We start from the raw sequence: 19,486 nt of genomic DNA, 5'->3' as shown, positions 1-19,486 counted from the left end.
TTCGTTAGCTGTAGTGAAAATGTAAGTTATCTTCGCTAATCATGCTTTTTAGCTGCTGTAGATTATCATCGTTCGGATAAATGCGCCAATGCTCAGACAGTCCTACATTGGCAATGCCATATTCTTCATAAATACTGAGTCCAAGGGGTAGGCAATTATCTCTAATAGAGACGTCGGTGTTGCTCAAAGCGTTGTTGGCGTAGCTTTGGCTACTTAGGCTTGGGTCAGTGTCGTTTGAATAAGCATCTTGTGCCATATTGTTCTCTAATGCCAATAAATCATTACCATTTTCATCATATAGACTGCCACCCATTGAGGCATTATAACCGCCAAAACTATTGTTATTAGTATTGTCGCTTTGCTCGTCTTGCTCATCGTTATGAGATATTTTTGGTGCTGGAATCATGCTGACTTGTGCCGATTTCAGTAAAGGCTGCATGCGTGTCAGCAGCTCGATATCACTACCATGAATTTTAATACTGATTTTTTTGAGCCATCTTAGGCGAGCATCGACCATACTCATGGCATTATCAAGACGAGCAAATAAACGCCCATCACGCTCACGGATGCTGCCTTTAATTATGACGACTTCATCTATTTTTAACTGTTCTTTGACACGGTTAAAGCGCTCAGCATAACAGCTGACTTCCAGTCTTGAGGTTCCGTCGTCTAAGGTAACAACGTTACGAGTGCCAAAGTTGGCGATATCAATGATAAGACCGGCAAAATAGCAGCTGCCGTTATAGCCCGTATCAGTCAATTTATCGAGACGAGCACCTGAGGTATAGCGTTTGAGCTCGTCTCGATATTCATCGATAGGATGTCCGGTCAAATAAAGCCCTAGAGTATTTTTCTCTGCTTTTAGGCGGTGTTTATCACCCCAAATCAGCTCTGGCGTCATAACGAGTGGCGGGGCAGCGACGATACCATCCATTTCACCAAACAAATCCATCATACCGATTTCACGGTTTTGACGGTCTTGCTCAGCCGCCTGTACCGCACTTGGCAGCTGACTCATTAATGCGCCGCGAATCTCGTAGGCTTCATCGGCTGGCAAGTCTGGACGTAAAGTCGCCGCAAAGTCATCAAAACAGCCAGCACTGACCAAGGCTTCAAGCGTGCGTTTATTGACCTTTTTGATATCAACGCGACGGCAAAAATCATATAGATCTTTAAAAGGTCCTTCACGTCTTCGTGCAGTGACAATAGACTCGACCGCGCCTTCACCGACCCCTTTAATCGCACCCAAGCCATAAATGATATTGGTCGGAGTATCAGCGACGAAATGCCATTCACTGCGATTCACCGATGGATTAACGACGGTTAACTCAAAGTTTTCACGGCAATCGTTGATAAAGAACACGACGTTATCGGTGTTGTTCATATCTGAGGTCAATACCGCCGCCATAAATTCGGCAGGGTAGTACTGTTTTAGATACGCGGTCTGATAAGCAAGCACGCCATATGCCGCAGAATGCGAGCGGTTGAAACCATAACCGGCGAACTTTTCCATCAAGTCAAACACGCCGCCTGATGTGACTTCATCAATACCTTGTGCGGTGGCACCAGTAATGAAAATATCGCGCTGTTTGGCCATCTCTTCAGGTTTTTTCTTACCCATAGCACGGCGTAGCATATCCGCTCCGCCCAAGCTATAGCCTGCCATCACCTGTGAGATTTGCATGACCTGTTCTTGATAGACAATAACGCCATTGGTGTTTTCTAAAATTGGCTCAAGGTTGGGATGGTCATAAATGACTTCCTCACGACCATGCTTACGGTCGATATACATCTCTACCATGCCTGCATCGAGCGGACCCGGACGATAGAGCGCACACATGGCGATCACATCTTCGATGTTGGTCGGTTGTAATTTCGCCAGATACTTTTTCATACCCATACTTTCTAACTGAAAGACAGCAGTGGTCTTGGCATCTTGCAAGAGCTTGTAGGCTTTAGCATCATCTAACGGCAGGTCTTCTAACACCAAGGCATCTTTGCCTTCTTTTGCACGGCGCAGGTTGATATTTCTGACAGCAGCATCAATCACGGTCAAGTTACGCAGACCCAAAAAGTCAAACTTTACCAGCCCAACGGCTTCAACGTCATCTTTATCAAATTGGCTGACGCGGTGACCTTCATCATCACAATAAATGGCGCTAAAATCTGTGATTCTGTGCGGTGCAATCAATACGCCGCCGGCATGTTTACCCACGTTCCGGCAAATACCTTCAAGCTTGATAGCCATCTCCCATACTTCGATGGCATCTTCATAATCCATATTATCAGGGTTGGAGATTAAGTCTTTCAGCTGCGGCTCTTGCTCAAGCGCTTGACTGAGTGTGATCCCCGGTGTTTTGGGAATAAGTTTAGACATTTTACTGGCAAGAAAGTAGGATTTACTTTGCGCACGCGCCACATCTCGTACCACCGCCTTTGCCGCCATGGTACCAAAAGTGATAATCTGCGAAACCGCTTCACGACCATAGGTTTGCGCCACATAATCAATAACGCGGTCGCGACCTTCGATACAAAAGTCAATATCGAAATCGGGCATGGACACACGCTCAGGGTTTAAAAAGCGCTCAAATAATAAGTCGTAATGAATAGGGTCAAGGTCGGTAATATTGAGCGCATAAGCCACGAGCGAGCCTGCACCAGAACCACGACCAGGACCGACTGGTACGCCATTGGCTTTTGCCCAACGGATAAAGTCCATCACGATCAGGAAGTAACCGGGGAATCCCATTGATAAGATAACCTTGAGCTCATACTCTAAGCGGTCATCGTATCTTTGGCGTATATCACTCCAATTATCACTGCGCGCGTCAACTGGAAAGAGCTTGTCTAAACGATTGTCAAGCCCACGCTGCGATTCTAAGCGAAAGAAAGATTCAGTGGTCTCGCCCTCAGGTACTGGAAACTCTGGTAGTACGTTAATACCTAGCGTTAAGCTCACATTACAGCGCGTTGCTAAGCGCAAGGTATTATCAATCACCTGCGGAATATCAGCAAATAGCTGCTGCATCTGCGTTTGGGTTTTCAGATACTGCGCATCAGAATAAGTTTGCGGACGATTTTGGTCGGCAAGGACATAAGAGCCAGCAATACAAACCCGCGCTTCATGAGCATCAAAATCATCTTGTTCTAAAAACCGCACGTCATTATGGGCAATAATAGGAATGTTATGTTTGGCACCCGAGTGAATCGCTGCTTTAATAAAGGCATCTTCGCCAGTACGATTGGTGCGTTTAATCGCAAAATATAAGCGATCAGCAAACTGCGCTTGCCATTCTGTCAGTAGCTCATCGGCTTTTTCTGGCATTGAGCCAACCAATGCTTGTCCAACGTCTGACTTTTCAGTGAATAAGACAATGACACCTGCCGCATGCGCTAAAATATGGCTGCGTTTAATAACAGGAGTACCGTGATTAACAGGATCAGCACGTCCTTCGGTAAAGCCAAGCGATACGATACGAGTGATGTTTTGGTAGCCCTCGTTGTTCATCGCCAATAAAGTTAAGCGCGTGTCTTCATTTTCCATGATGACTTCACTACCGATAATTGGCTTGATACCTGCACCTAAGCAGGCACGATAGAATTTCACCGTTGCATACAGGTTGGATAGATCTGTCAAGGCAAGGGCGCTTTGATTGTCTGCCGCCGCCGCTTTAACCAACGGCTTAATACGCACGATAGAATCGGTAATGGAATATTCGCTGTGGATGCCAAGGTGTACAAATGCCATAGAAGACTCTTACGGATGCAAACAAAAGGAGAGGGTGCGAATGAGCGTCAGAGATAAAGCAAGTGAAAACAGGTGGTAATTTATTTAAAAAATATATTATATCAATGGTTTGACTGATATTTTCAATAAACTATCATGTTAATAGCCACACTTTATACGCTGTATCTCAGCCGCTAATCATAGCATTATTTGCTCATAACAGCCACTCGACGTCGCGCAAAAATATAGATAACCATCCATAACATAGTAATTGTATGGTTGATAGCTGACTGTGTTAGAGAAAACCACTAGTTATCAATTTCCTATATTGATTATATGGTATTCACTTGTAATAGCATTAAAAATGCCCTCTACCATATATTAGGTAGAGGGCAAGAAGGTACGAAGAGTAAGTGCTACTTGGTGCTTTTATTGAAATATTGAAATAGTGTTATTTTAGTATCCAACCACCGCAGCATCGACAATACGTGGATCCGAAGAGCCGTATACGCCATTTGGGGTAACCATAATAGACTGTGTTGATCCCATAGCTGACTGCTGACTGACCTTATGTCCCATAGACTCTAATTTTTTAATGGTATCGATATTTAGTGCTTTTTCGATACGAATCTCATCCGGTAGCCATTGGTCATGAATACGCGGCGCATGCGTCGCTTCAGCGATATTCATATCATGGTCGATAACGTTTGAGATCACCTGCGTAACCGTAGTAATAATGCGGCTACCACCCGGACTGCCTGTGACGATATAAGGTTTGCTGTCTTTAAATACGATTGTTGGACTCATAGAAGATAACGGGCGTTTATTGGCTTCAACCGCATTGGCGTCGCCGCCGATTAAGCCATAACCATTTGGTACGCCAGGTTTGGCAGAAAAATCATCCATCTCGTTATTGAGCAGTATCCCCGTACCTTCAGCAACAAGCCCCGTCCCATAAGAAAAGTTCAGCGTATACGTATTGGCTACTGCATTGCCGTCTTTATCGACAATAGAAAAATGCGTGGTTTGATCACTCTCGTACGGTAGAGGGTTATTCGCTTTAATGGTTGCTGCTGGCGTGGCTTTATTTGGATTGATTAAAGCGCGCAGCTTATCAGCATAAGGCTGGGCAGTTAAACCACTGGCAGGTACGTCGATAAAATCCGAATCACCCAAATACTCAGAACGATCGGCATAAGCAAGCTGCATAGCCTCAGCCATTAAATGAATGGTTTGCGCGCTGTTTTGACCATAGTCTTTTAACGGATAATCTTCTAAAATATTTAAAATCTGTACAATATGAATACCGCCAGAAGACGGTGGTGGCATTGAGACAATCTCATAACCACGATAATCGCCTTTGACCGGCTCGCGAGCAATGGCTTGATAATTGGCTAAGTCCTGCAAGCTCATCTTACCGCCCGCTTCATTGACCGCTTTAACTAGTTTACGAGCCGTTTCGCCTTTATAAAAACCATCAGCGCCTTTAGCCGCAATTAGTTTTAGCGAATGAGCAAGCTCCGGTTGTTTTAAGCGCTCACCCGGCTGATAAGCGCTACCATCAGCTTTAAAAAATATCTTTTTTGTACTTGGCCATTTTTGCAGACGGTCACTTAATGCTTCTAATGATTCTGATAATCCAGCAGTGACCTCTATTCCGTTTTCAGCCAGTGCAATCGCTGGTGCCAGCACTTGCCCGCGGCTCATGGTGCCATGATCCTCTAACGCTTTGAGTAAGCCTGCGACCGTACCTGGTACGCCAACGGCTAAGCCATGGTAACGAGATAAATCGCTGACGGCATTGCCATCCTTATCAAGATACATGTCACGCGAGGCGCTACTGGGCGCTTTTTCACGATAATCGAGTGCGACTGTTTTACCCTGTTTGACGTCATATACCATCATAAATCCGCCACCGCCGATATTACCGGCTCGCGGTAATGTCACCGCTAACGCAAAGCCAACAGCTACAGCAGCATCAACGGCATTGCCACCATCTTTCAAAATCTTTAAGCCGATATCAGAAGCCAGTGCTTCTTGGGTGGCAACCATGCCGTTTTTTGCCCAAACAGGATGGTGAATAGCGTCCACAGAATAGATGGCTTGATCGGTTTTGGTTTGGGTGGTCTTAGGCGCAAGCGTGTTGGTTTTCGCTCGTGTCACGCGCTGCGTCTCAGACAATACCGTGGGATTTTCCATCATAACCGTTAGATTAATCGCACTGGTATTAATCGAGGTTGGATTGATGGTTTTTGAGGCGACAGCAGTATTTGTGTCTACCGCATGGGCAGATACAGAAAATAATAGCGTGCTGCCAATAATTAACGCTGCAGATTTTAAAGTCTTATAAGTGGGCGCTTGTGTCTGATGAGAATAAGAATATGGAGCTGACATCGCAAAGTCCTTTTTACGAGGATGAAAGAAATTGGGCTAAAAATACAGGATTAATCAATAAGATTAACTGATAAGGTTAAATAGTAACGAATATTGCTAGTAGTAGAAAGGACTTTGATATCTTTCGTTTTCAGATAAGAAAATGGTTATGAGGTAATTGAATTTAGGAAATGTAAAATACAGAGGAAAAGAAGCGCATCGGTAAGCCGATACGCTTCTTTAAATGTTCTTACTTTACCTAACTAATGCTTTTTAATTCCATGGCTTATATCTTACTGCGCTTGGTTATGCATCTTACGCTGTTTTGAACCATGATGACCTTTGGTTGTTCTTTCTGATTTTAACTGTGCCATTTTTGCACGCTGCTCAGCTGTGAGTACTTGCGAAATGGCATGTTGGGTTTGAACGCGTTCAATAAAGCGCTGCTTGCTTTTAGCTGCTTGCTGGTCTGCAAGACGATTGATGGCAGCGTTATCCAAGGTATTAGCGTTTGTCAATGCCTGCATCTGCTGCTGCATTTGCATACGTTCTGCTTGATGTTTTGCACGGTCATTTTTGCGATCGCCCTGTTTTTCTTGCATGATGGCTTTGATTTGTGCCTGCTGCGCCGCTGTTAGATTTAGCTGTGCCATTGGATCTCTCATGCTGTCTTTCATGCCTTTATGCTGCATTTTGCTCGTGGTTGGCGTCGCCTCAGTAGAGGCATTGACACTGCTGCATGCAGTCACGGTCAACACACTGGACATTGCTAATACTGAACCCATCAATAATTTTTTCATTTGCATCATTTGCATAAGAGTTACCTTAATTTTTGTAAAAGTGAGGGTATATCTGATAATTCTAGTCTTGATCGAGCGTCCCGGATAGTCACTATGGATCACTACTATAAATCACTAATATTAATCATTGCTCGACATTGTAAATTAGCATCAACTTGTTTTTGATAACCGCTATCATACGACAGCCAGAGGTTACGAACATTTATGAAACATTAAGAAAGGTAACGTTTATAGCGCATAGGTAGCGCTTGCTTGATAATATGAGCCATAAAATGATTGAGAGGTACAATAATAAGGTGATAACGATGTCAAATATTTTATTGGGTGACGATGACGAAGAGTTGACTCAATTACTGCAAGAGTATCTGCATAATCACGGTGTTCGTTGTGACTGCGTGCATGATGGCGAAGCGGTCATAGAGCGCCTAAAAACGACGATGCAAGATAATTCGCCTTATGATTTGTTGGTGCTCGATATCATGATGCCAAAAATAGACGGGCTCAGTGTGTTACGTCAGCTGCCTGCTATTAGTGATATCCCTGTCATTATGCTTACCGCAAAAGGGGAAGAGATAGACCGTATCATCGGGCTTGAGCTTGGCGCTGATGACTATATTACCAAGCCTTGTAATCCGCGTGAGCTGCTGGCACGCATCAATGCGGTGATTAAGCGCACCAGTATTGCGGTCAGTTTTACCGAGCAATTACCGCTGCCGAGTAGTCGCTTATATCTTGACCAACAGCAAAGGCTTTGCCAGATAGATGGCATTGAGCTGCAATTAACAGGTACAGAGTTTGATTTATTGCTGGCTTTATTACGACAAAAAGGCGAGGTAGTCAGTAAATCGTGGCTATCACAGCATGTCTTGCAGCGAGAACTACAGCCTTTTGACCGTAGCCTTGATGTCCATGTCTCGCGCCTGCGTAAAAAACTTCAACCTTTCCATGATGAGCCAATCAAGGCAATTCGTGGTAAAGGCTATCAGTTGGTACTCTAATGACAGAAGCTGTCCAAAATCCTACAGCGATAAACAAACCGAAGCTGAGCATACCTGTGTCGCTATTTTGGCGACTGTTTTTGAGTTTGCTAGCGATGATTCTGATCACTTCTATCTTATCTATAGCAGTAGAGCGCTGGCTTAATGAGCGAGAGCTTGCTAATCGTATGGATTCTCAAATTGATAAGCTGCTTATTCAGCGTGAGCGGCTGGTCATATCCTTGAAGGCGGGTGATTTATCTACTGTAAAGCAGATTTATAATGAAGATCGAAGACTCATGAGCCAAATCAGGATATACGATGAGCAGGGCGCTATTATATTTCCAAGATATCGGTTTCGAGAAAATCGAGTCAAGCGGCGTCAAGCACGTGACGTGGCAAATATAAAGGCAATAGACTTGCAGATAGAAGGTGAGCAATCATCTGTACCACCGAATATGCACAATTCTGTGCGTAGCAGTACTGACAATAAAACATCTGATTACAGTGAATTTAGTGATAAAGAGCGTGTCGATAAGAACCCTTATAGGGCGTATTCCTTTGATAAGGATGGCGTCAAAAGCGCGCGCCCGAATGATAAGCCTTTTAGCCTCGATGATATTTTAAAACCAATACCGTCTCATAAAGCCATTGCTGACATTGATAGCCGACCTGAGTTGGCTGAGGTTACAGTGGTTATGCCAAATAATGACAGCGTTATCGTACAGCTGCGTCCGCACCTATTATTTAAGGATGTGTTAGAGCTACAGCGGGGCAATTTTATGCTGCGGCTTTTGTTGATTATACTCTTTAGCGTGTTGGTGTGCTTTTGGCTCAGTCGTACGTTGACTCGGCGTATTGGGCGTGTGCAGGATACCGTACACCGGATGATAGACGGCAACTATGAAGTCAATCCGCAGTTATCAAGTCTGGGTTCTGACGAATTAGGGTTATTAGCAAAAGATGTCGCTTTACTATCAACGCGGCTCGCTGACAGTGAGCTGGCACGCAAGCAGATGTTAAGTGATATCTCGCATGAGCTGCGCTCGCCGCTGGCCCGTCTCGATGTAGCGACTGAGCTGACACGAGATTTTGCGCCCAACGCCGGTCGTTATCTTGACCGTATCGATAAAGAGTCAACGCGGATGAATGAGCTGATTGAGCAAATTATCCGTATTCAATCGTTGCAAATGCAGCAATATACCATCGACACTCTAGAAAATGAGGCAGTAGACATCTGTGAAATTATCAATGAGATCGGTCAAGATGTCTGTTTTGAGTTTCAGCATAAAAATATATATTGGCAATGGCATGCGAATCCGTCTTTATTGCCAGATTCTTGCACAGTAATGGGCAATCAAGAACAGCTGCATAGTGCCCTTGAAAACATCATCCGTAATGCCTTTATGCATACTGCTTTTGATTCGGCAGTGATGGCTGAGATACAAGCAGTGAAGATGAATAATAAAACAGCAGCTATTGAAATAAGTATCACTGATGAGGGCGGCGGTGTTGCAGAAAAGGATCTAGAGCGTATTTTTCAGCCTTTTGTTAGGCTTGATACGGCGCGCCATCGCGAAACGGGCGGTTATGGACTGGGGTTGGCAATCGTCCATGCCGTAGTGATGGCACATAGAGGTCAGATCACTGTCCATAATCGCCAAGATGGCATATTAGGGCTTGTGATAAAAGTAATACTACCTATTAAATAGAAATAACCTCAAATGAGAACGTATTTCATCAACATATATTCACTAATAAGAATATAACGGATGAACGGTAGTAAATTACCGATGGGTGGTATTGAGACTCTCTGTATATTCGTTAATAATAATATACAGAGAGTTATAATGATTTACAAAATAAGACGCTTTATGTCTCAAATAATCATCTAAGTAATTTTTTAACCCTAACTTCTAATCCTATTGCCTCATAACTGTTTTCTTTTGTTACATCAACTCTCTACAAAATGGATTTTAACTTCGATTTTTTAAATCAGACAAATCTATAAGGGAGTATACATCATGAACCGCATCTATAAGGTAATATGGAATGAAGCCTTAAACTGTTTCACTGCAGTTGGTGAATACGCAAAGGCACGTGGCAAATCTTCCAAATCTAGCGTGAGTGCAAACGCTACCATCAATACGACAGACAATCTTTCATCTACCAGTGCTTTCAAACTCACGGCTATCGGGTTGGGTCTAATGGCGGCTGGTTTTTGTATACAAGCGAGTGCTAATCAAGGACTTGGAAATCATACAGACGGTGACTATAGTCATGAGCATGGAGGGCTTGGTCTTCACTTTCATTCAGGCACTAATAATGGACATGGTCCTGGAAGTATTCCAGGTATACCACTACAGTTTGGTTTGAAAGCTGCAGATGGCGGAGAGGTTAGAAAAAATCTGGGTGATGTAGTGGAGGTTGTTGGTTTTGATACTAATATTACCACCATAGCCGACGGTAAAATTAAAATTAAACTTGCTAAGCAATTAACTGATTTAGAGAGCGTCACCTTTATTGGTGGTACTACGCCGTCCACAACTGTTAGCTTAAGTGACACTGGTCTTAATAATGGTGGTAATCAAATCACGAACGTTTTTAGTGGTGGCGAAGTTGAAACCAATGCTGCAAATATTGGTGATGTTAATAGGGTGGTTTCAGCCAATAGAATAAAGTATTTCAGTGTTAAATCAACAGGTGGCACGAATGAAGATAACCTAGGTGCTCAAGGTGTAGACGCAATTGCAATTGGTAAGAATGCTTCTGCAGTTGGACAGACTACGGTCACCATCGGTACAGGTTCTGGAACTGGTTCAACTGTTGGTACTCGAGAAGGCGTATCTGTAGGTAATGCATCAGGTCAGAATGTACTATCGTCGGGTAACGTAGGTATAGGTAGAGGTGCAGGCTCAAATATAACATCTATAACTACATCTGCTATAAATCCCTTTCCTGTTATTACAGGACAAAACGTTGCAATAGGCGCTGATGCTGGTAGAGACATAGCAGGTAATTACAACTCGGCATTGGGTGAGCGATCAGGTCGTGTTGTTGATGGTAATGCAAATACGGCTATCGGGTCGTTTTCAGGCAATAATGTGCGAGGCAGCGCTAACATTGCTATGGGTCCGAATACAGGCGTTATTGTCACTGGCGACTATAACACAGCGATTGGTAATTTTTCTGGTGCAAATGTCAGAGGTGACCGTAATGTAGCATTGGGCACTGAAGCTGGTAAAAATGTCATTGGAATAAGAAACGTTGCGATCGGTAATGAAGCTGGTGCTGACGTTAATGCCAACTATGCAATAGCGATAGGAAATTCTGCTGGCAAAGCAAGCGCGGGTAATTCTAGTATATCAGTAGGTAACAACTCTTTAGCTCAAGGCAGTAGTAGCATGGCGCTTGGACGTGGGTCTGTCTCTGCTGGAATTAATGCTATTGGTATTGGTGTTCAATCTATCGCCTCAGCAACAGGTACTATTGCTGTCGGTGATAGAGCTGAGGCCAGTGGTGAAAATGCTATTGCGATTGGGAAAAATTCGCTAGCTACAGGGTCACAAGCTATTGGTGTAGGATCACGTGCAGGGAATGGTGGTGCAGCATACGGTGATAACGCTGATGCAGGAGGCACCATAATGTCTGCTACTCCTACTGTTATCAAAGGAACTGCTATCGGTAATGGCTCTATAGTTAACGTTGATAATGGTGTAGCTTTAGGATCGAAATCAGTAGCTAACCGTACTGCTACTGGCTCAGGTACAGTGTTTGTCCCAACATCAGCAAGTGGATTAGCTATTGAATCTACTAGAAGTACTGCACTTGGTGCTGTCTCTGTAGGCAATAATATCGACGGCAACCGTCAGATAGTTAATGTCGCAGCTGGTAGAGATGATAGTGATGCGGTCAATGTATCTCAGCTAAGAGCGTTAGATACTATCGTTGCTGGCATTGATTTCCCTATCCGCTCTAGCAATGCAAAACCATACACCACGTCAGTAACAGGTACTGATGCTCTTGCGGTTGGCTCTAATGCTATAGCAAATGGTGACCGCTCAACTGCTGTTGGAGAGAATGCTAAGGCTATTGGTATTCAGGCTAGTGCCTTTGGTGCAGGTGCAGAAGCAACAGCCCGTAGCAGTTTGGCATCAGGTTTTGAAGCTAAAGCTAAAAGTGGCGAATCAGTTGCTCTAGGTGTCAGGAGTAGTGCGGAAGGTTTAGGTGCCACAGCTGTTGGTCCTACTGCAAACGCTAGAGGCGAAGATAGTGTAGCGCTAGGTCGTCGCTCTAAAGCAGACGGTGCTGGTGCCATGGCTTTAGGTGGTTTCTCTGAAGCCGTAGGTGAAAATGCATCAGCTGTTGGCTTTAATGCTGAAGCTACTAATAAAAATGCAACAGCGATTGGCGTAAATGCAAAAGCCTTAGGTGAGCGTTCAGTGGCTATAGGTGAAGGTGCGCAAGCTACTACTCTTACAGGTACTGCTATCGGTTCACGTACGCGCGCTACTGGAATACAAAGCACCGCAGTTGGTGTTGGTTCTAAAGCAACTAAACAATGGTCAACGGCTATGGGCTTTGTTTCAGAAGCAAATGGCCTCAGTTCTGTTGCTCTAGGTGATCGAAGTATAGTGGGTGGTAAAGAGTCAATAGCGATAGGTAAAGGAAATACAGTGAACGGTGCTAACTCAATCGCTGTGGGTGTCCGCAATAAGGTCAGTGGTACACGATCTGGAGCCTTTGGTAGTCAGCTTCCACCAGATGACATTGACAGTGTTTCTGGCAACAGTAGCTATTCAGTTGGTAATGATAATACTGTTGAAAATGATAATTCGTTTGTTCTCGGTAATAATGTTTCGACAACGCAAAACAACAGTGTTGTGTTAGGTAACTTATCTACTGATCGTGCTGCTACGACTGAGACTGGGGTTATTATTAATACAAGATATTACACTTATGCAGGTCAAGGTTCTGCTGCCAAAGGTGTGGTGAGCGTTGGTTTCGTTAACGGGGAACGTCAGATTATTAATGTCGCTGCAGGTGCTATCAACGAGAACAGCACTGATGCTATCAATGGTAGCCAGTTGTATGCAACCAATCAGTCCATTGAAGAAGTCAACGACACGGCCAACAAAGGATGGTTCATACGGACCGACTCTGGTGATGGTGCAAAGAGCAATGTTAAACCAGACGATGTAGTCACTATCAACGGTGACAATAAGAATATTAGCGTTACCAATGTAGGTAATGACCTTATTGTTGCATTGAGTGATGACATTAATGTTGGTACTTCAGGTATCGATGGCAAAGACGGCTTTATCGGCGTTAATGGTAAAGATGGTGTATCCGGTGTTGCTATCAATGGTTCGAACGGCACAATCGGTCTAACGGGTCCTACTGGTGTATCAGGTACCATTGGTGTCATTAACGGCGTACCAGGTGTTAATGGTGGTGATGGTATCACACGTATCGTTATCGACGATATCCAAGTTGCCACGATGGAAGACGGCCTGAAGTTTGCGGGTAACACTGGCACTACCATTAATAAGAAGTTGAACGAAACGTTGAGCATCGAAGGTAAGCTGGCGAATGCTGCTGATGCATCGGGTGCAAACCTACGTGTTGACAGCCTCAATGGCAAACTGAACGTCGTGATGGCTAAGAACCTAACGGATCTTGACACAGTTACTGTGGGTTCTGACCCAAGTAATCAAACCTTTATTAACAGAGGTACGATTAGTAGCAAAGCCCTTAATGTTAATGCTGGTCGTTTTGTTGTCGAGGACGATAAAGTCAGTGTGGCTCTGGGCACCAACGTCAGCATGGGTGGTAATCAGGTTCACAATGTTGTAGCAGGTGCTGCTGGTACTGATGCAGTGAATGTTGATCAGCTTAATGGTCAAAACACTACTATTGTAACTAAAGGTCTAAACTTCGCTGGTAATGATAATATCAACATCCATAAGGATCTTGGTACGCAACTTAAAATCGTAGGCAGTTTAAATCCTCTTAAAACAGCATCTGCAAAAAATATCCGAACGGTAGAAAACAACGGTCAGTTAGAGATTCAGATGGCTGATGCTTTAGATGTAACATCCGTTACTACTGGTAATACTGTGATGGATAATGGCGGTGTTAGTTTCATTAATAGTGGAGTAAAATTAAACAGTACAGGTTTCACTATCACTAATATTGTTCCAGCTAAAACTGTCAGCTTAACAAGCACTGGTCTTAACAACGGCGGTAATGTTATTACCAATGTTGCACGAGGTGAAGCAACTACTGACGCTGTGAATGTTGGACAATTAAACGAAGTCAAACAAAGTGCAGCTGATGCCAACAAAGGCTGGAATATTAGTGCCCAAGGCGCAAATATTAGCACAGTGAAACCAAGCGATACAGTCGACTTAAACAACTCAGATAACAATATTACAGTCTCTAAAACAGCAGAGAGTAATAATGTTACCTTTAATTTAAGTAAAGACATCGCAGTAGATAGTGTGCAAACGGGTGATGCCACGATGAATAGCAGTGGTCTAACTATCGTAGGCGGTCCTAAACTTACTAAAACCAGTGTTGATGCTGGTGGTAACAAGATTACCAACGTCGCTAATGGTTTCATTGAGGTAGCGAGTAAGGATGCCGTCAATGGTGGACAGTTATTTGAAGTTTTATCTAGCATCAATACACAGACAGCTGTGATAGCTGAGATGGGCGCTGGACTCAACTTCGATGCAGATAGTGGTCCTGTTATCAACAAAAAAGCAGGTTCTGCTCCACTTACGTTTAAAGGTGGCAATAATATCACCACGACATCAGCAGGCAGTAGCATTAAGTTTGACTTAAACGGCAACATCAATGTTGACAGCGTGACGACTGGTGATACAACCGTCAGCACAAACGGAGTCGTTATTGCAGGTGGTCCTAGTATCACTAAAGCCGGTATATATGCAGGTAATGGTGAAACTGCTCCTAGTATGACAGCAGCCGGTATTAATGCTGCTGGCACTAAGATAACCAATGTTGCGGACGGCATGCAACCTAGAGACGCTGTGAACTTCGGTCAATTGGATGCAGTCAATAGAAACCTAGGCAACAGCATCAATGAGCTGGGTTATAGAATTGGCGAGGTTGAGGACGACGCCAACGCTGGTATCTCAGCAGCCATGGCGATGTCTTCATTGCCTCAAGCTTACATCATCGGTAAGTCTATGATAGGTGGTGGTATCGCAACGTATAACGGTGAGAGTGCCGTTGCTATCGGCTTTTCGAAACTGTCCGCCGATGGACGTTGGGTCATGAAGCTAAATGGTACTGCAGATACTCAAGGCAACGTAGGTGCAGCCATAGGTGCAGGTTTCCATTTTGACTAAACACCTATTTGACTGAACATCTAAGCGAAATGACAATCATAATTATTAGTTAGATACAAGAAGCAAGGCATCAGATGCCTTGCTTTTTTAATGAATATTTATCAACATATAAAAACTGACAGAACAGATTAAAAATATAATCACGCTCGTTAACTATTAGCGCACCAAAATAACCGGTGACAGCGTACTGGCGATAATCTCTGTTGTAGTACTGCCAAGAAACAGATGCTGTAATTTTGAGCTGCCATAAGCACCCACCACAATAATATCGATTGCATGCTCCATTTGAAAAGCTAACAATCCATTGACCGCGTCAAGCTTTTGGAGCTGATGAGTCTCTACTGAAAATCCTGCTGCTGCCATCTGCGCGCTGGCATCGGCAAGGCTTTGTTTGGCGGTTTCATTATCGTTACCGACCATCACAATATGACCTTGCATGCCTTTTAATAATTTGCTCTCTGACAGCATAGCTATGGCTTTAATCGCTGTTTTACTAGCGTCAAAGGCTACCATGTATGACTGAGGTTCTTTGAATTTCTCTGAGCAAATGAGCACCGGTATGCTTGACGCTCGTGCAACTGTCTCGATTTGGCTGCCGATGTTAATGCGACTATGTTTATGGTCTTCACCGCGGCGTCCCATAACGATGGCACGATTATGCGCTTTAAAATGCTCAATAGCAGGCAATAGCTTGCCACGGCGCTGATAAACATAGACATCTACGTCATCAAACTGATTTTTGATATGGCTTTTGGCATCTTGCACCAAGGCGTTACTATAGCTATTGACTACCTTGGCTCTTTGCTCGTCCAGCTGAGACAATTCATCTAGCAAGAATTGACGGCTATTGATGCCAATCGCCCCAGACAAGTCTCTTCTAATAGACGCTGCCACATCGCTGACATGCAACAGTCCTATCGAAATATTGAGTCGCCTTGCATACCATGCTGCATAGTCACAAACAGACTCTGTCACTGCTGAGCCGTCAATACAGGCCAAAACGTGCTGTTGAGTTGTCATCATTCATCCTTAAATGCTTATTTTTTCGCTACCAACTTTATGTCAATCAGCTAATAATGAACTGCTTTCATATCAAATTTAGCACCAGTTTTTATCAGTATAACCTTTAGTTAAAAAATTTTGCCAGTTTCTAAAATATAACATGCGTAGAGTCCTTTTAAAAATATGACACTGATAATCTTACTATAATTTTTTTGGGTCTATAGACAAAAAACCAGAAATATTATCGTTAATGTTTTTCTATTAATCAAAAATACCCCATTCTATATTTCAAAGTATAGTTTTTAAATGCGTTGATACCTATCTAAGAAAAATAAATAATAAGGATTTTTAACCATCATACCTTACGGTAAGCATATCTCTTTGAGATAAAGAAAAATAGATCTGACTGCAATTTAAAGAGAAAAAGAACGTTATATAAACGATATTAAAAAACGAACTAATGTTAGTTTATATGAGACAGATAAAATATCTACAGGTAAATTTAAGTCATTCAACTTGTTTTTTGCGGGAAAGTTGCTAATATGCAGCAATGCATTTTATTGTTGGTTTCGTATCAAACGCTTCATCGCGAAGTGGTTTGATTTTAATATGGAAGTTACTAGGAAAAAAGGTATGACATCATTAAATCATGAAGGTCGCGTGCTTCACGACGGTCTAAGCAAAAAAATCATGTCTGCTGATCAAGCAGCAGCGTTCATCAAAAACGACATGAATGTCGGTATGAGTGGCTTTACCGGTGCCGGTTACCCAAAAGCGATACCCGCTGCGCTTGCCAAACATATGGAAGCGGCTCATGCTCGCGGTGAAGACTTTCAAATTGGTTTATTGACAGGTGCCTCTACCGCAACCGAATGTGATGGCGTATTGGCAGAAGCGAACGGCATCAAGTGGCGCACGCCATATCAATCAGAGCCTGCTTTACGTAAACAAATCAACGCAGGTGAAGCGCATTATTTCGATATGCATTTATCGCATGTAGCGCAGCAGAGCACCATCGGTTTCTATGGCAAGATGCATATAGCGGTCGTTGAAGTGTCGGGTATTTTGCCAGATGGTCGTTTGATTCCATCGACTTCTATCGGTAACAACAATGCCTGGTTAGAAAATGCAGACAAAATCATCTTAGAAGTGAACGCGCAGCAAAGCTTGATGTTAGAAGGTATGCACGATGTCTATAATGATATCGGTATGCCGCCAAACCGCAAGCCGATTCCACTTGTGACCCCAGGCGGACGCATTGGTGTGCCGTATCTACATTGTGACTTGGATAAAGTGGTTGGCGTTGTCTTAACGAATTCACCAGATCGCAACAGCAAGTTTGCTGATCCTGATGAATGTTCAAACAAAATAGCCAGTCATATCATTGATTTCTTCCATGATGAAGTCAAAAAAGGTCGCATGCCAGAAAATTTATTACCGATCCAGTCTGGTGTAGGTAACGTAGCCAATGCCGTATTGGCAGGACTACAAAACAGCCCGTTTGAGAATTTAACTGGTTACACTGAAGTATTGCAAGATGGTATGTTAGACCTAATTATGTCTGGCAAAATGACCATGGCATCTGCCACTGCACTGTCATTAAGCCCAGATGCGCTAGAGCGTTTTAATGCCAATATCGAAGAGCTGCGTGCGCGTATTGTATTGCGTCCACAAGAAATCACCAACCATCCTGAAGTCGCGCGTCGCTTAGGTGTATTGGCCATTAATGCCATGATTGAATGTGACCTGTATGGTAACGTCAACTCAACCCACGTCATGGGCACCAATATGATGAATGGCTTGGGCGGCTCAGGTGACTTTGCTCGTAACGCTTATACGTCATTCTTTGTATCGCCATCAGTGGCAAAAGATGGCGCTATCTCTTGTATCACGCCGATGGTCTCGCATCACGACCATACTGAGCATGATGTGATGGTCATTGTCACCGAACAAGGATTGGCAGATTTGCGTGGTCTATCGCCGCGTCAACGTGCAAAAGCAATTATCGATAACTGTGCCCATCCTGATTATCGCCCAATGCTACAAGATTATTTTGATCGTGCTTCAGATACGGCTGGTATGCAAACGCCGCATATCTTAGACGAAGCATTATCATGGCATCAGCGTTATGTTGAAACGGGTGATATGCGTATTAAAAAAGCTACTTATAAAATTGCCGTTTAATATAATAGATATTATAACAGCATAAATAAATTCCAAAAAAACGCCCCTTATTTAATTTAAGGGGCGCTTTTTTGTGCAACGTTAAGTGATTTAGTGACGAATTATTTAACGGCTAGTAAATACAATCGCTTTCGTACCGTTGTTTGTCGGTTGGCTAATCGTCACTTTACTATCTAAGATATCGCCGCGCGCATTGATTTTATAGCATTCTGATGAGACACCATTGGGATCATTTGCGACGAGTAGATTGGCTGAGGTGTCGACACAAAACCATGCAGTGTTATTGGTGTCTCTAGTCAATGACCAGCCTTGTCTGTAGCTACCTATCTTTCTGCGCATACTTCTATCGGCGTATACGTCCTCTGCAATCAATTGACTAGAGGAGCCAACGGTTGCCAGCTTAGGAAGCGTCGTGCTCTGGGTCGCTAGTGAGTATTTGCCTGAGCTATCAGTATAACCATGGAAAACTAATGGATTTAACGTAAAGTAATTGATGGCAACAGATTGATCAGTGATTTGATTATTTACTTTATTAATAGTATTTACTTCGGCAGCTTGTACTTGTTTATTATTGAATACCATACTGCCTTTTGGGGTAATTGTAATATCAGCGGAGGCAGTTTGATTGCCGACGGTCGCTACCAAGCTTTGACTGCGAGCTTTGGTGTAAATGTTGAGCATCGCTGCTTCAACAGGATATTGAGTGACGATAGTATTTTGGTTGTTATTGCCAATGGTGCCACCGTTTATCCCGCCAGCACATGCGCTCAAGCTCAGTGCCACTGCGGCGCATAATCCTAATTTTTTCATCATTTATTCCTTATTTTGTTTATATGAGCATATCTATGTCTACTATAATCGAATTTTTGTGCGATGGCATCTGCTATCTACCTTTGTCTTTGCTATCATTACATCACTATAACAACCAATGATTTGTTAGACATCTATTGCACAACAAGGTGATAAAAATAGTGGTGTATTTTTACGATAAATACTTATTCACAGTTCAATGATAAGCATCTTTTTGCACCTCATTATGGTGAGTCT

General features: G+C 43.4%; 9 protein-coding genes. 4 read left to right on the top strand and 5 right to left on the bottom strand.

Translation table 11 applies throughout. The features are described from left to right. Positions 1-4 precede the first annotated feature (4 nt). The 3 genes from dnaE to FQ083_RS00815 form a co-directional block, all read right to left on the bottom strand. Positions 5-3,748 carry a DNA polymerase III subunit alpha gene (dnaE, locus tag FQ083_RS00825; protein WP_149408362.1) on the bottom strand — a complete coding sequence of 1,248 codons (3,744 nt, stop codon included), beginning with the start codon at positions 3,746-3,748 and terminating at the stop codon, positions 5-7. Between the two features lie 435 nt (positions 3,749-4,183). Next, positions 4,184-6,121: a gamma-glutamyltransferase gene (ggt, locus tag FQ083_RS00820; protein WP_149408361.1), complete on the bottom strand. Its 1,938-nt coding sequence runs from the start codon at positions 6,119-6,121 to the stop codon at positions 4,184-4,186. Between the two features lie 272 nt (positions 6,122-6,393). Beyond that, positions 6,394-6,915 carry a Spy/CpxP family protein refolding chaperone gene (locus FQ083_RS00815; RefSeq protein ID WP_149408360.1) on the bottom strand — a complete coding sequence of 174 codons (522 nt, stop codon included), beginning with the start codon at positions 6,913-6,915 and terminating at the stop codon, positions 6,394-6,396. 290 nt (positions 6,916-7,205) lie between these two features. Between FQ083_RS00815 and FQ083_RS00810 the strand changes: the two genes are divergently transcribed. The 3 genes from FQ083_RS00810 to FQ083_RS00800 all read left to right on the top strand — a co-directional run bounded on the left by FQ083_RS00810 (position 7,206) and on the right by FQ083_RS00800 (position 15,253). After that, a complete protein-coding gene (locus FQ083_RS00810; protein WP_149408359.1) occupies positions 7,206-7,898 on the top strand; it encodes a response regulator transcription factor in 693 nt (230 codons plus the stop codon). Further along, positions 7,898-9,589, top strand: coding sequence for a sensor histidine kinase (locus tag FQ083_RS00805; RefSeq protein ID WP_149408358.1), 1,692 nt, complete (start codon positions 7,898-7,900; stop codon positions 9,587-9,589). The genes FQ083_RS00810 and FQ083_RS00805 overlap by 1 nt, the downstream gene beginning before the upstream one ends. Positions 9,590-9,901: 312 nt before the next feature. Then, a complete protein-coding gene (locus tag FQ083_RS00800; RefSeq protein WP_149408357.1) occupies positions 9,902-15,253 on the top strand; it encodes a YadA-like family protein in 5,352 nt (1,783 codons plus the stop codon). A 156-nt stretch (positions 15,254-15,409) separates the two neighbouring features. On the opposite strand, the gene FQ083_RS00795 is transcribed toward FQ083_RS00800, so the two are convergent. After that, positions 15,410-16,273 carry a universal stress protein gene (locus tag FQ083_RS00795; RefSeq protein ID WP_149408356.1) on the bottom strand — a complete coding sequence of 288 codons (864 nt, stop codon included), beginning with the start codon at positions 16,271-16,273 and terminating at the stop codon, positions 15,410-15,412. Between the two features lie 615 nt (positions 16,274-16,888). Here FQ083_RS00795 and FQ083_RS00790 point away from each other — a divergent pair. Beyond that, positions 16,889-18,439, top strand: coding sequence for an acetyl-CoA hydrolase/transferase family protein (locus tag FQ083_RS00790; protein ID WP_149408355.1), 1,551 nt, complete (start codon positions 16,889-16,891; stop codon positions 18,437-18,439). 105 nt (positions 18,440-18,544) lie between these two features. Here FQ083_RS00790 and FQ083_RS00785 read toward each other — a convergent pair whose 3' ends face one another. After that, complete coding sequence (locus FQ083_RS00785; protein WP_020443426.1) at positions 18,545-19,249, bottom strand: hypothetical protein; 705 nt, start codon at positions 19,247-19,249, stop codon at positions 18,545-18,547. Positions 19,250-19,486 lie beyond the last annotated feature (237 nt).

Origin of the sequence: Psychrobacter sp. ANT_H59 (assembly GCF_008369225.1) — a bacterium.
In the GTDB taxonomy this organism is placed as follows: Bacteria; Pseudomonadota; Gammaproteobacteria; order Pseudomonadales; family Moraxellaceae; genus Psychrobacter; species Psychrobacter cryohalolentis.
Note: the sequence above shows the minus strand (reverse complement) of the source record. Positions and strands in the feature narration are given on the sequence as shown.

Bases quoted from the DNA above. Each gene is read 5' to 3' on its own strand.
- dnaE (WP_149408362.1), bottom strand. From the start codon at position 3,748: ATGGCATTTGTACACCTTGGCATCCACAGCGAATATTCCATTACCGAT.
- ggt (WP_149408361.1), bottom strand. From the start codon at position 6,121: ATGTCAGCTCCATATTCTTATTCTCATCAGACACAAGCGCCCACTTAT.
- FQ083_RS00815 (WP_149408360.1), bottom strand. From the start codon at position 6,915: ATGCAAATGATGCAAATGAAAAAATTATTGATGGGTTCAGTATTAGCA.
- FQ083_RS00810 (WP_149408359.1), top strand. From the start codon at position 7,206: ATGTCAAATATTTTATTGGGTGACGATGACGAAGAGTTGACTCAATTA.
- FQ083_RS00805 (WP_149408358.1), top strand. From the start codon at position 7,898: ATGACAGAAGCTGTCCAAAATCCTACAGCGATAAACAAACCGAAGCTG.
- FQ083_RS00800 (WP_149408357.1), top strand. From the start codon at position 9,902: ATGAACCGCATCTATAAGGTAATATGGAATGAAGCCTTAAACTGTTTC.
- FQ083_RS00795 (WP_149408356.1), bottom strand. From the start codon at position 16,273: ATGACAACTCAACAGCACGTTTTGGCCTGTATTGACGGCTCAGCAGTG.
- FQ083_RS00790 (WP_149408355.1), top strand. From the start codon at position 16,889: ATGACATCATTAAATCATGAAGGTCGCGTGCTTCACGACGGTCTAAGC.
- FQ083_RS00785 (WP_020443426.1), bottom strand. From the start codon at position 19,249: ATGAAAAAATTAGGATTATGCGCCGCAGTGGCACTGAGCTTGAGCGCA.